Annotated in this window: 8 protein-coding genes; 2 read left to right on the top strand and 6 right to left on the bottom strand. The window is 64.6% G+C overall.

The window, feature by feature from the left end; translation table 11 throughout:
* Positions 1-133: 133 nt before the first annotated feature.
* Entirely contained in the window at positions 134-793 is a 660-nt protein-coding gene (locus RHPLAN_RS04850) for a DUF2848 domain-containing protein (protein ID WP_237180051.1), read from the bottom strand.
* Between the two features lie 139 nt (positions 794-932).
* On the opposite strand from RHPLAN_RS04850, the gene RHPLAN_RS04845 reads away from it, so the two are divergent.
* A complete protein-coding gene (locus RHPLAN_RS04845; protein WP_068014320.1) occupies positions 933-1874 on the top strand; it encodes an alpha/beta hydrolase in 942 nt (313 codons plus the stop codon).
* Between the two features lie 242 nt (positions 1875-2116).
* On the opposite strand, the gene RHPLAN_RS04840 is transcribed toward RHPLAN_RS04845, so the two are convergent.
* The 5 genes from RHPLAN_RS04840 to RHPLAN_RS04820 form a co-directional block, all read right to left on the bottom strand.
* Positions 2117-5245 (bottom strand): efflux RND transporter permease subunit, encoded by a 3129-nt coding sequence (locus RHPLAN_RS04840; RefSeq protein ID WP_068014319.1) that lies wholly within the window; start codon positions 5243-5245, stop codon positions 2117-2119.
* A gap of 3 nt (positions 5246-5248) precedes the next feature.
* Positions 5249-8452, bottom strand: a complete 3204-nt coding sequence (locus RHPLAN_RS04835) for an efflux RND transporter permease subunit (protein WP_068014318.1) — start codon at positions 8450-8452, stop codon at positions 5249-5251.
* A complete protein-coding gene (locus RHPLAN_RS04830; protein WP_068014317.1) occupies positions 8449-9831 on the bottom strand; it encodes an efflux RND transporter periplasmic adaptor subunit in 1383 nt (460 codons plus the stop codon). Before RHPLAN_RS04830 ends, RHPLAN_RS04835 begins: the two co-directional genes overlap by 4 nt.
* 116 nt (positions 9832-9947) lie before the next feature.
* Positions 9948-11411 (bottom strand): efflux transporter outer membrane subunit, encoded by a 1464-nt coding sequence (locus tag RHPLAN_RS04825; RefSeq protein WP_237180050.1) that lies wholly within the window; start codon positions 11409-11411, stop codon positions 9948-9950.
* Positions 11412-11703: 292 nt separating this feature from the next.
* A complete protein-coding gene (locus RHPLAN_RS04820) occupies positions 11704-12672 on the bottom strand; it encodes an ABC transporter substrate-binding protein (RefSeq protein WP_068014314.1) in 969 nt (322 codons plus the stop codon).
* A gap of 178 nt (positions 12673-12850) precedes the next feature.
* Here RHPLAN_RS04820 and RHPLAN_RS04815 point away from each other — a divergent pair, with 178 nt between their 5' ends.
* Positions 12851-13861, top strand: coding sequence for an ABC transporter substrate-binding protein (locus tag RHPLAN_RS04815; protein WP_068014313.1), 1011 nt, complete (start codon positions 12851-12853; stop codon positions 13859-13861).
* The last annotated feature ends 6 nt before the right edge of the window (positions 13862-13867 follow it).

The following is a 13867-nucleotide window of genomic DNA, read 5'->3' as shown; positions in this document are numbered from 1 at the left end:
TCCTAAGCGTGAACATTGTTGTCGTCATTCCGGGGCGCCGTGAAACGGCGAACCCGGAATCCATAACCACTGCGGAGTATGGATTCCGGGTTCGCGCCATTCGGCGTGCCCCGGAATGACCGAGTTGATAGAGCTACCCCTCGTCCGGCAGCGAGACGATGCGATAGCCGTAGCTGATCTTGCGCTTCAGCACCGGGTCTTCCAGCTCCATGTCGAACGTGCCGGAATACGAAATCTCGCCATGCACCGCGAAGGTGCCACAGAACATCGCGGTGCCGGAGGCCAACTTGTCGCCGCCGGTGTAGAGCTTGATCAGCTCCTCGGGCGACCGCATGTTGGTCACCGGCCCCTCCTGGTAGAGCCTGCGCTTGCCGCCGTCCGGCACGAAGGAGCGCAGCACGAGCTTGTCCCAGTGCGGCTTCACCTCGTCGTAACGCCAGAGCTGCGAACTGACCGGCTTGGCGCAGAGCTGCTTGGACAGCGTCACGCCCATGGTTTCGGCCTTGCGGTCGGTGTGATCGGAGCCCAGGCCGAGCCACAGCCCATCGTCGAACTGATAGAGCACGAACTCCACCTCGCCGCTCGACTTGTCGGCCATCACCTCGATCCAGTCGTCGGTGGTCAGCAGCGCGCGCGATGTCCGGTAGAAGATCGGCACGGTCTTCGGCCGCTTCACGCCGATCGCTTCCAATTCCTTGATATGCGCCTCCAGCGCCGCGACGTTGCGGCCGGTCCAACCGGCCACCACGAGGTTCTTCACCGCCGCAAGATCGAGTTTCCGTTCGCTCGGCACGACCACTCCTTGTATAACCCTTGCCGGAATATCCGGCGGTCCCGGGTGTTCACGTTAGGTTTCTACCGGTCAGTTCCCGGACGTTAAAGCACACTGTCCCAACCGCCCGGAAGGCTTCAGGACACATAGGAGTTAAGCCATGAATGACGCCAGCGGCCAGCTTTCCATCAAGGGCCAGGAGCATTGGACCAACAAGGGCCCGGCCAGGCTCTTCATGTGGGAAAAGCGCGCGCCGGGCGGGCCGAAGAAGGGCACCATCCTGTTCGTGCACGGCTCCTCGATGGCGTCGCAACCGACCTTCGACCTGCAGGTGCCGGGCCGGCAGGGCACCATGGATTATTTCGCGTCCCAGGGCTTCGACACCTGGTCGGTCGACATGGAGGGCTACGGCCGCTCCACCAAGGACCGCGGCCTCGACGCCACGATCTCCGAAGGCGCCGACGACTGCGCGGCGGCGAGCGAATACATCATGAAGACCCGCAACAGCGGGCCGCTGATGGTCTACGGCATCTCGTCCGGCGCGCTGCGCGCCGCGCTGTTTGCACAACGTCACCCGGAACGGGTGAAGCGGCTCGCGCTCGACGCCCATGTCTGGACCGGCCAGGGCAGCCCCACGCTGGTCGAGCGCAAGAAGAAGCTCCCCGAGCTGCTCAAGAACAAGCGCCGGCCGATCGACCGCAAGTTCGTCCGCTCGATCTTCGAGCGCGACCACCCGGGCACCGCCGACGACAACGTGATCGAGGCTTTCGCCACGCACATTCTCGAGCTCGACGACTCGATCCCGAACGGCACCTACATTGACATGTGCAATCACCTGCCGGTGGTCGATCCGACCAAGATTTTCGTGCCGACCATCATCATGCGCGGCGAATACGACGGCATCGCGAGCTTCGACGATCTGCTGAAGTTCTTCGAGAAGCTGCCGAACCCGGACAAGACCTTCGCCGTGATGCCGGGCATCGCGCATGCCTCGTTCCAGCAGAAAAACTACATGATCGCGTATCACATCCTGCTGAGCTTCTTCACGCAGCCGGAGCCGATCTATTCGACGTACAAGCCGGGCCAGGCGGGGACGCACTGACGCTGCAGAGACGTTTCCGGTTACCCTGCGCCGCGCGCCACAACGGCGGTGTCATCGCCGGGCTTGACCCGGCGATCCATGAGCGCGTGCGGCAGCGGCGACCGTAAGAGTGCTCTTCGTTGCGCCACTGCATGGACCCCCGCGTCAAGCGCGGGGGTGACAGCGTCCGTGTTGCACGAGCGTACTTCCAAGAAACGGAAAAACGCTCCGGATTAAAATCGCGTAGAGCGATCGCGACCGACTTACGAAGTCGTCGCGGGCGTCTGCCCGCGCAGCTCGTCCAGCATCTGCACCGGCCCTCTGCCGCCGAGCCTGTGATGCAGCCGATCCAATAACAGGTAGATCACCGGCGTCGTGTACAGCGTCAGGATCTGCGACACGATCAGACCGCCGACGATGGTCATGCCAAGCGGCCGGCGCAGCTCCGAGCCCGGTCCGCTCGCGATGATCAGCGGCAGCGCGCCAAGCATCGCGGCCATCGTCGTCATCATGATCGGCCGGAAGCGCGCCAGGCATGCTTCGTGGATCGCCTGCGCGGGCGAAAGTCCTTCCTGCCGCTCCGCGGCGAGCGCGAAGTCCACCATCATGATGCCGTTCTTCTTGACGAGGCCGATCAGGAGAATGATGCCGATGAAGGCGATCACGGTCAGCTCGGCGTGGAAGAGCTGCAGCGCGAGCAGCGCGCCGAGGCCCGCCGAGGGCAATGTCGAGATGATGGTCAGCGGATGGGCGAGGCTCTCATAGAGCACGCCGAGGACGATATAGATCGTCAGCAGCGCGGCGGCGCACACCAGCAGCATCATGCCACCCGCCTGCTTGTAGGCCTTGGCGTCGCCGGCGAACTCGGTCCGCAACGTATCGGGCAGATGCAGCTCGGCCACCGCCCTTTCGATCGCCGCCGATCCCGCCTCCATGGTGACGTTCGGCGCGAGATTGTAGGTGATGGTGACGGCCGGGAATTGGCCCTGGTGATTGATGACGAGCGGCGCCAGCGTCTTTTCAAACCGCGCCACGGCGGACAGCGGCACCTGGGAGCTGCCGGAGCTGTCGACATAGACCTGGCTGAGGTCCGAAGGATCGCGCGAGAACAGCGGATCGACTTCAAGAATGACGCGATACTGATTGCGGTCCGAATAGATCGTTGAGATCTGCCGCTGCGAGAAGGCATTGTTGAGCGCGTTGTCGATGTCCTGAATGCGCACGCCGAGACGGGACGCCGCGAGACGATCGATCACCACATTGGTCTGCAGACCGTTCTGCTCGCGATCGGTGGTGACGTCGACCAGTTCCGGCAGGCTCTGCACTTTCGCGACGACCTGCGGCACCAGCCGGACCAGCTCATCGAAATCGGGATCCCAAAGCGTGAACTGATAGGCCGAGCTCGACTGCCGGCCGCCGGCGCGAATATCCTGCGCCGGGAACATGAAAACCCGCATGCCGCCGACGTCGAGCAGCTTCGGCCGCAGCCGGTCGATCACCTGCTGTGACGAGACATGGCCGCGCTCGCCGGGCGGTTTGAGCGAGATGAACAGCTGGCCGTTGTTGACCGTGGCGTTGAAGGTCGAGGCGCCGACCGAGGAGCCCACATAGGCCACCGCCGGATCGGAGAGCACGATCTGGGTGGCGCGCTGCTGCAGGTCCTTCATGGCCTCGAACGAGATGTCCGGAGCGGCGCGGGTGCCGCCGAAGATCAGCCCGGTGTCGTCCTGCGGAAAGAAGCCCTTGGGCGTCTTCACGTACAGCACGCAGGTCAACGCTATGGTCAGGACGAACACCAGCAGCGTGAGCAAGCGATGCCGCAGCACCACGCTGAGCGTCGAATCGTAGAGCCTGACCGAACGATCCAGCACGCGCTCGACCGCCCGATCGAGCCAGGTGCCGTCAGGGCTCGGCGGCGCCTTGACGAAATGCGCGCAGACCATCGGCGTCAGCGTCAGCGACACCACGGTCGAGATCGCGATCGCGAAGGTGAGCGTCATCGAGAATTCGTAAAACAGGCGGCCGACCAGCCCCCCCACGAACAACAACGGCATGAACGCCGCGACCAGTGAAATGCTGATCGAGATCACCGTGAAGCCGATCTGGCGCGCGCCCTCGAGCGCCGCGTTGAACGGCGTCATGCCTTTCTCGAGATTGCGGAAAATGTTCTCGATCACGACGATCGCGTCATCGACCACGAAGCCCACCGAGATGGCGAGCGCCATCAGCGAGATGTTGTCGATCGAGAAGCCCGCGGCCCACATCGCGGCGCTGGTGCCGGCGAGCGCCAGCGGCACGGTGACGCCGGCCGCTGCCGTCGCGGCGAGCCTACGCAGGAACAGGAACACCACCATCATGACCAGTGCGATGGTGGCAACGAGCGTCCACTGCATGTCGTGGACACTCGCCCGGATCGTGGTGGTGCGGTCGGACAGAATGGAGATCTCGACATCCGCCGGAATCCACTGCTTCAGCTGCGGCAGCATCTCACGGACGCGATCCACGGTTTCGATCACGTTGGCGGCGGCCTGCTTGGTGATGACCAGCAGCACCGACGGCTGGGCGTTGAACCACGCCGCCGAGAGACTGTTGCGCACCCCCTGCTCGACCTTGGCGATGCCGCCGAGTCGCACCACGGTGCCGTTCGCGGCCTTCACGACGATGTTCTGGTAATCGCGGACCGCGCGGAGCTGATCGTTGGTGCCGATCGTGCGCGCGAGATCGCCGCCCTCGAAGGTGCCGAGCGGAGACATCGAATTGGCGTTGGATATCGCGGCGCGGACGTCTTCCAGGCTGACGCCCATCGAGGACACCGCGACCGGATCGACGCGGATGCGCATGGCGGGCTGCTCGGCGCCGTTGACCGTCACCTCGGCGACGCCTTCGACCTGCGCGATGCGTTGGGCAATCAGCGTATCGGCGATGTCATAGAGCGTGCTCGGCAGCAGCGTCGAGGATGTCAGCGCCAGGATCATCACCGGCGCCGCCGACGGATTGACCTTGCGCATGGCCGGCAGCGTCGGCAGATCGCCGGGAAGGTCGGCCAGCGCGGCGTTCAACGCCGCCTGCACGTCGCGCGCCGCACCGTCGATGCTGCGGTTGAGATCGAACTGGATGGTGATGTTGCTCGTGCCGAGCGAACTCCTGGACGTGATCTCGGTCACGCCGGGGATTTCGCCGAGCCGGCGTTCGAGCGGCGCCGCCATGGTCTGCGCCATCACGGCCGGATCGGCACCCGGCCGGCCGGCCGAAACCCGGATGGTCGGGAATTCGATGGTCGGCATGCTCGAAACCGGCAGAAAGTTGTAGGCCACGATGCCCATAAGCAGGAGACCGATCGCCAGCAGCGTGGTACCGACCGGACGACGGATGAAGGGCGCGGAGACGTTCATCGCCTACTCCGCAGGCGCCTGTGGCGCCACGGGATGCGCCGGCGCAGCGGCGGGACTGAAGCGCTGCTTCAGCCGCTCCATCAGCAGGTAGATCACCGGCGTCGTATAAAGGGTCAGCAACTGGCTGAGCAGCAGACCGCCGACGATTGTAATGCCGAGCGGATTGCGCAATTCCGCGCCGGTGCCGCTTTCGATCGCCAGCGGAATGGCGCCGAACAGCGCCGCGAGCGTGGTCATCATGATCGGCCGGAACCGCAGCAGCGAAGCCTGGATGATGGACTCGCGCGGCGACATCCCCTGCTCGCGCTCGGCATCGAGCGCAAAGTCGATCATCATGATGGCGTTCTTCTTGACGATGCCCATCAGCAGCACGATGCCGATCAGCGCGATCACCGAGAGATCATAGCCGAACAGCATCAGCGCCAGCAGCGCGCCGACGCCGGCCGACGGCAGCGTCGAAAGAATGGTGAGCGGATGGATGAAGCTTTCGTACAGCACGCCCAGCACGATGTAGATCGTGATGGCGGCCGCGAGAATGAGCCAGGGCTGGCCGGCGAGCGAGCGGTCGAACTCGGCGGAATCGCCCGAATAGGTGCCGAGCACCGAGCCCGGCATGTTGATGTCGCGCTTGGCGTCGTTGATCGCGGCGACCGCGTCGCTCAGCGCCGAGCCCCAGGGCAGGTTGAAGCTGATGGTGACCGACGGGAACTGCTCCTGGTGCGCGATCGCGAGCGGCGCCGACGTGTGCTCGAACTGCGAAAAGGTCGAGATCGGCACCTGGTTGGAGCCGGTGACGGTGTTGGGCGTCGCCGACGTGTTGGTGTTGATCGAGCCCGAAGCCGTGTTGCCGACGGTCGCCACCGTGCCGGTGTTGGTGCTCGAGCCCGTGACGTAAACCTTCGACAGCGCGCTTGGATCGCGCTGATAGCGCGGCTCGGCTTCCAGGATCACGCGATACTGGTTGGATTGGGTGTAGATCGTCGAGACCTGGCGCTGGCCGAAGGCGTCGCTCAGCGTGTCCTGGACGGACTGCATCGACACGCCGAGGCGGCCCGCCATCTCGCGGTCGACCTCGACATGCACGCGAAGCCCGCCCTCCTGCGCCTCCGAGGCGACGTCCAGAAGCCGCCGGTCGCGGCGCATCCTGGTGGCGAGCTTGTCGGCCCAGTCGGCGACCTCGGCGGCATCGCTGCTGACGAGCGTGTACTGATACAGCGCGCGGCTCGACCGCGTGCTGATCTGGATGTCCTGAACCGGCTGGAAGAAGACCATGATGCCGGGGATCGGCGCCACCGCCTGCTTCAAACGCGCGACGATGTCGTCGACCGATGCGACGCGCTCGTCACGCGGCCGGAGCGTGATGGCAAGCCGCCCGGCATTGGGCGTCGGATTCATCCGGCTGACACCGAGGATCGACACCACGCCGTCGACGTCGTGGTCCTTCTTGATCTCGTCCTCGACCTGCTGTTGCAGCCGCTGCATCTGCTCGAACGACACCTCGGTGCCGGCCTCCGATACGGCGGTGATCAGGCCGGTGTCCTGCGACGGCAGGAAGCCCTTCGGGATGATCAGATAAAGCCAGACGGTCGCGACCAGCGTCAGCAGCGTGACCAGCAGCGTCGCCGCCTGATGGCGCAGCACCCACAGAAGACTGCGGTGATAGGCTTCCACGGTGCGGTCGACCGCGCGGTTGAAGAAGTCGCCGATCGCGTTCGCTCGGTGGGCTGTCTGATGCCGCAGGATGCGGCTGCACATCATCGGCGTCAGCGTCAGTGAGATGATCGCCGAGACCACCACCGCGATGGTCAAGGTCAGGGCGAATTCGCGGAACATGCGGCCGACCAGACCTGTCATAAACAGAAGGGGAATGAACACCGCGATCAGCGACAGCGTCAGCGAGATCACCGTGAAGCCGATCTCGCTCGCGCCGCGCAACGCCGCCTGGGTCGGCGTCTCGCCGTTTTCCATGTGGCGGACGATGTTCTCGATCATGACGATGGCGTCGTCGACCACGAAGCCGGTGCCGATGGTCAGCGCCATCAGCGACAGGTTGTCGAGCGAAAAGCCGGCGAACCACATCACGCCGAAGGTCGCGATCAGCGACAGCGGCAGCGCCGCGCCGGCGATGATGGTGGCGCGCACGGTGCGCAGAAACAGCAGCACCACCAACACGACGAGGCCGACGCTCAGGACCAGCGTGAACTGCACGTCATGGATCGAGGCGCGGATCACATCGGTGCGGTCGCTCACCGTGGTGAGCGTCACGCCGGCCGGCATGGCCCGTTGCAGGCGCGGCAGCTCGCGCTTGATCCGTTCGACGGTGTCGATGACGTTGGCGCCGGGCTGGCGCTGGATGTCGATCACCACGGCCGGGTGGCCCTGATACCAGGCGCCGACCTTGTCGTTCTCCAGCCCGCTGATCACCGACGCCACGTCGGTCAGGAGTATCGGCGCACCGCTGCGATAGGCCACCACCAGCTGCTTGTAGGCATCGGTGCCGATCAGCTGGTCGTTCGCAGCAATCGTATAGGACTGGTGCACGCCGTTGAGCGAGCCTTTGGGACCCGACACATTGGCGCCGACGATGGCCTGGCGGACATCTTCCAGTCCGATGCCGTAGGCGGCAAGCCGCGACAGATCGGCCTGGATCCGGATCGCGGGCCGGATACCGCCCTGGATCGAGACGCGGCCGACACCGGCCACCTCAGACAGCCGGCTCGACATGATGGAGTCGGCGATGTCGCTCATCTCGCGAAGCGTCGAGGTGTCGGACGTCAGCGCGAGCGTCATCACCGGCGCGCTCGCCGGATTGACCTTGGCGTAGGTCGGCGGATACGGCAGCGTTCGCGGAAGCACCGACGCGGCGGCGTTGATCGCGGCCTGAACGTCTTGCGCTGCGCCGTCGATGTCACGGCCCAGGTCGAATTGCAGCGTGATCTGACTGATGCCGAACGAGCTCGACGAGGTCATCAACGACAGCGCCGGAATCTGGCCGAACTGCCGCTCGAGCGGCGCGGTGACCAGCGAGATCATGGTGTCGGGGCTTGCGCCGGGAAGCTGCGTCGAAACCTGAATGGTCGGGAAATCGACTTGCGGCAACGACGACACCGGCAACGACCAATAGCCGAGCCAGCCGCCGAGCATCACGGCGAAGGCAAGCAGGGAGGTCGCAATCGGCCGCTGGATGAAAGGCGTCGAGACGCTCATCGCTGCTGGCTCGGAGGCGTGGCTTCCGCTTCCGATCGTTGTTCGCGGCGCTGGCCGTTGCCGCGGCGCCGTTCAGCCTGCGGCTGGCCAGCTTCCCCGTCCGGCGCAGGGCTCTGTTGGGCGTTGGTCGATGGAGTGGCCTCCGCCTCAGACCGCTGCTCACGGCGCTGACCGCGCCCGCGGCGCCGTTCACTTTGCGGCGGACTTGCTTCCGTACCGGGCGCGGGCATTTGTTCGGCGTTGGTCACCGCCACGTCGGCGCCATTGGTCAGGCGCGCGAAACCGGTGGTGACGACGCGCTCGCCGGCCTCGACGCCCTTATCGAGCACAGCCTGGTTTTCGTCCTGCTGGCCGACGGACACCTGCCGGACCGAAACCTTGTTTTCGGGCTGGACCACATAGACGAAAGCGCCGCGCGGTCCGCGCTGCACGGCCGCGGTCGGCACCACCACCACATCCTTCAGCGTGTTGATCAGCAGGCGGACGTTGACGAAACCGCCCGGCCAAAGCTGCAGGTTGGCGTTGGGAAACTCGGCCTTGAGCTTGATCGTGCCGGTGGTCTGGTCGACCTGGTTGTCGACCACCTTGAGCACGCCGCTTTCGACCACGGTCTTGTTGTCGGGGCCGAAGGCGTCCACCGACAATGGCCTCTGGCCCATCGCACGGTTGACGTCGCCGAGCATCTGTTGCGGCAACGTGAACAGCAGCGAAATCGGCTGAAGCTGCGTGATCACCACGATGCCGGTCGAGTCGGAGGCGTGGACGATATTGCCCTGGTCAACCTGACGGATACCGGTGCGGCCGGCGATCGGTGCAACGATCGCAGTGTAGTCGAGAATCGCCTTGGCGTTGTCGATCGCCGCCTGATCGAGCCGCACCTGCGCCTCGAGCTGCGCCACCGTCGCCTTCTGCAGGTCGTATTGCTGCTGCGCGACCGCGTTGCTCGCCGACAGCTTGGCGTAGCGCGCGAGATCGAGCCGCGCATTGCCCAGCGTTGCTTCGTCCTGGGCCTTCTTCGCCACCGCCTGATCGTAGGCGGCCTGGTAGGTGACCGGATCGATCTTGGCGAGCACGAAGCCGGCCTCGACGTCCTGGCCCTCGGTGTAGTTGACGCTGAGCAGCTTGCCGTCGACCTGCGACCGCACCGTCACGGTGTTGAGCGCCCTCACGGTGCCGACGCCGTCGAGATAGACCGGCACGTCGGCACGGCGGCTCTGCGCCGCGATGACGGGAACCGGCCCATCATCGCCGCGAAAATTGCGGCCGAAACGTTGCTGCTGTTGTTGCGGCCGAGCCGGCTGCCACCAATAGGCTGCGGCGCCGCCGATGAGGATCAGGGCCGCCACGGCCGTCGCAATCGATCGCAGTCTGTTCGACATTCTCCAGCCAGCCAAGAATCGCCGTTACCCAAAATAATCAGGCTGGCTATGCTTTCACAGCACCTTACGGACATTTAAGAGGCAGGATTAATTGCCCGGACTGAGAAAATACGGGCTTAATGCCTTCCCTGGCCGACCGGACGCGGCGGCTGCACCCCCGGGAAGGTGACCTCCTCGATCCGCGGCGGCGCCTCACCGACCTTGGACGTGTCGGGCTTGGGCTTCTGCCACCCCCCGCCAAGTGCCTGAAACAGCGTGACAACCGCCGTCAAACGATTGAACTGAGCCACCACCAGAGCATCCTGGGCCTGAAACAGCGTGGTTTGCGTCTGGAGCACGGTGACCAGGTCGACGGTGCCTTCGCGCAGCCGCGTTTCGGCCAATTCAAACGCCTTCCGGGAGCTCTCGACCACGGCTTGGTCAAGCTCCACGAGCCGCTTGGCCTGCTGCACCCCGACCAGCGCTCGTTCTACGTCCGCAAACCCGTTGACGATCGACTTGCGGTAGACCTGCAGCAACTCGTCCTGCTTGCCTTTTTGCAAGTCGAAATTGCCCTGGATGCGGCCGCCCTCCAGCACAGGCTGAAGCAGGCCCCCGGCCAGATTGAAGAAGGTCGACTCTGGCCGCACCAGATTCTTCAGGACAGCAGTCTGATAGCCGCCTTCGGCGGTCAGCGTGATGCTGGGGAAGAACTGCGCGCGCGCGTTGTGCACGTTGGCGTTGGCCGAAGCCAAATTCGCCTCGGCCTCGCGGATGTCCGGCCGCTGGCCGATCAGGTCCGACGGCAGGCCCGGCGTCACCGGCGGGATGGCCAGCACGCTCATGCTGGTTACCCGGATGCGGACCGATTCCGGCGGCCGGCCAATCAGCACCGCGAGCGTCGCGATGTTCTGCCGCAAGCTCTGCTCCAGCGGCGGCACGGTGGCGCGCTGCTGATCCACGAGGCTTTTCTGCTGAGCGACGTCGAGCGCGGAAGCCGTGCCGACGTCGAAGCGCTGCAGAATGAGCTTGTAGACGCGATCGGCGGCTTCGATGTTTTTGCGCGCGATGTCGAGGCGGTCCTTCGCCTGCAGCACCAGGAAATAGGTGTTGGCGACGGTCGTGACCGTGGTCAGCGACACCACCTCGCGATCGAAACGGCTCGCGACCGCGAGTTCCTCGGCAGCACGCAGCGTCGCGCGGTTCTTGCCCCAGAAGTCGATCTCGTAACTGGCGCTGAGCGAGATGCCATAGGTCGACTGCGCGCCACGGCCGAAGTTGCCGCTGTTGCCGGTCGTTTGTGACGATCCCGCGCGCTGGGCGGAGCCATTGAAATCCAGCGCCGGCAGGAGTGCTGCGCCAGCGATGCGCGATGTCGCATCCGCCTGCACGATGCGCGCGACCGCCGCGGCGACGTCGAAGTTCGACGTGAGCGATTCCTCGACCAGATCGGTCAGTTCCTTGGAGCGGAAGCCGCGCCACCATACCACCGACGGCAAGGCCGCGTCGGGCTTGCCTGAGGCCGCGCGATAGGCGTTCGGCGGATCGATGGCGGCGGGGATGATTTCGTTGGAGAGGCAGCCGACGAGCGGCAACGCCAAAGCAATGATCGCTCCGGTTGCGGCGATACGCCGAACAGGACGCAACAAAGACGAACGCTGCGACACTGACGGACGCATACCGACTGCTCAACTACCTGATGCTACGGACAAACTACGGCCGGAACACGCCGTCCCCGTTTGAAACCTAGCAACCATCGGGTAGCGGCCCAATCGAAATAGCGTTCGAAGGCCCGGATTGCTGTGGAGGTGCTGTGGATATGTCACAGTGCGGCAGGAAAACCGCACCGTGACGATCCGGATTGTCGTTTCGAGTCAGCCGGTTGCGCTGCACTCACTTCGACGGCTTGTAAACGATGTCGATGAGGCCGGCGATGTCCTTCGCGGTCTTCGGCGCTGTCAGGAATTTGTAATCCAGCGCATCCTTCAGCGAGCGGTCGAGATCTTTGATCTCGCCAATCTGCATCGCCGACTTGGGATAGAACTCGTCCACCGCCTGCTTGGCGATCGCGTTGCTCACCTTCATGTTGCGGGCGAAGATCTCGATCGCCTGAGGGTTGCTGTAGCCCCAGTCGATCGACTTCTGGATCACCTGCATGAACTTGGTGATGGCCTCGCGCTTGGTCTTCAGCGAATTGACGTTGGCGAGATTGGCCCGGATGGTCTGGTTGAGAAGCTCGGTCGCCTCGCGCGCTTTCGCCACGATGCGGGCCTTGCCGTCATTGACGTCCTGCAGCGCGAACGGCACCACCGACCAGCCGACATCGATCTGACCGGTCATGGTCTGCGTGTACGACGCAGGCGCACCGCCGACCGGCGTCGGCTTGGCTTTGGAACCAGCCTGCTTCAACAGCGTCAGCAGGATCAGGTTCGATGACGAGCCCGGTGAAGAGAACGCCACGGTCTTGCCCTCGCCCGCGTCCTTCAGCGTCTTGATCGGGCTGTCGGCCTTGACCCACCAGAACAGCTCGTGGGCGCCGGTCATCTCCGCCGAGATGATGCGATAAGGCGTGGCGTCGCCGCCTTTGGCATACGCGCCGATGGCGCCGAGGATGCCGTTCGACATCGCGATATCGACGCTGCCGGACGCAACCGTCGCGATCGTTTGGGCGCCGCCCTCGGTGTAGAACACCTCGATTTCGAGGCCGGCCTCTTTGAAGAAGCCTGCAGCCTCACCGAACTCGACCCAGGAGCTGTCCCAGAAGCCCTTTTGCGGGATGGCGACCTTGAGCTTCTCGGCGGCCTGCGCGGCGCTCGCGCCGGCAACGACCAATACCGCGACCGCGGCGATCCATTTCTTCATTCCAATCCTCCCTCAATTCCCACTTTTTGGCGCCCCACTTTGCGCTTCGTTGTTGGGCGGGATATTGCCCCGCACCGCGGCCGGACACAATTGCCGCCGCGCACGCCCGTCGTCGCATTGATCGGCTGCGGCACGCTCTCCATAATCGTTCAGGTCTCCGTGCCGGGAGGAACCTCGAATGCGCGTTCCGATGCTTTTTATCGCCGCTGTTGCGGCCATCGCCGCAGTCGGCGGGTCGGCTCCGCTCAAGGCGCAATCCAACGAAGAGATCGTCCTGGCCGATCCGGCCTTCAGCCTGACGTTCGCCGCCGGCTATATCGCAACCGACCTCGACCTCTGGCAGAAGCACGGCATCAAGGTGAAAACCGTGCAGCTTTCGGGCATCGCCGCAATCAATTCGGTGATATCCGGCAGCGCACAGTTTGCCCAGGCTTCGGCGAGCTCGTTCGGCCGTGCCAGCGCACGCGGCCAGAAGCTGATTGCGATCGCCACCACGATCGACCGGCCGTTCGCCCAGGTGGTGCTGCGCAAGGAGATCGCGCAGGCCGGCGGCTTCGACGCCAAGGCGCCGCTGGAAAAGCGCGCCGCGCTGCTGAAGGGCCGCACCATCGCGGTAGATTCCATCAATTCGATGATCCATGCCTATCTGCGGCTGATCGCCGCGCGCGCTGGCTTCAAGCCGGACGAGGTCCGCATCGCGCCGATGGCGCCGAACAGCATGCTCGCCGCGTTCCAGAGCAAGCAGATCGATGGCTATGCGATGTCGCTGCCCTGGCCGCTCAAGGCGGTGCAGGACGGCGAAGCGCTGCTGATCGCAAGCGGCCCCGACGGCGAACCGGGCGACATGATCCCGTTCGGCCACAACCTGATCGTCGCCCGGCAGGACACCTGCGTGCAGAAGAAGGCGCTTTGCCAAGCGGTCGGCCAGTCGATCAAGGACGCTACGGCCTTCATCAAGGACAAGCCCGACGAAGCCTTCGCGGTCCTGAAGAAGCGTTTTCCAACGCTTGACGAGCCGCTGCTGAAGGCCTCATTCGACGAACTGCGCAAGGTCACGCCGTCGCCGCCGGTGGTGCTCAAGGCCTCGATCGAGAATTCGGAAATCTTCAACGTCGATGCCGGCCTGCTCAAGCCCGACGAGAAATTGAAATCCTACGACGGCCTGTTCACCGACGAGTTCGTCAAATGACGGAGC

The sequence above is a fragment of the Rhodoplanes sp. Z2-YC6860 genome, from assembly GCF_001579845.1.
Lineage (GTDB): Bacteria > Pseudomonadota > Alphaproteobacteria > Rhizobiales > Xanthobacteraceae > Z2-YC6860.
Note: the sequence above shows the minus strand (reverse complement) of the source record. Positions and strands in the feature narration are given on the sequence as shown.

What these genes read in the sequence shown, in the direction of transcription:
- RHPLAN_RS04845 (WP_068014320.1), top strand. Translation starts at nt 933, where the DNA reads ATGAATGACGCCAGCGGCCAGCTTTCCATCAAGGGCCAGGAGCATTGG.
- RHPLAN_RS04840 (WP_068014319.1), bottom strand. Translation starts at nt 5,245, where the DNA reads ATGAACGTCTCCGCGCCCTTCATCCGTCGTCCGGTCGGTACCACGCTG.
- RHPLAN_RS04835 (WP_068014318.1), bottom strand. Translation starts at nt 8,452, where the DNA reads ATGAGCGTCTCGACGCCTTTCATCCAGCGGCCGATTGCGACCTCCCTG.
- RHPLAN_RS04830 (WP_068014317.1), bottom strand. Translation starts at nt 9,831, where the DNA reads ATGTCGAACAGACTGCGATCGATTGCGACGGCCGTGGCGGCCCTGATC.
- RHPLAN_RS04820 (WP_068014314.1), bottom strand. Translation starts at nt 12,672, where the DNA reads ATGAAGAAATGGATCGCCGCGGTCGCGGTATTGGTCGTTGCCGGCGCG.
- RHPLAN_RS04815 (WP_068014313.1), top strand. Translation starts at nt 12,851, where the DNA reads ATGCGCGTTCCGATGCTTTTTATCGCCGCTGTTGCGGCCATCGCCGCA.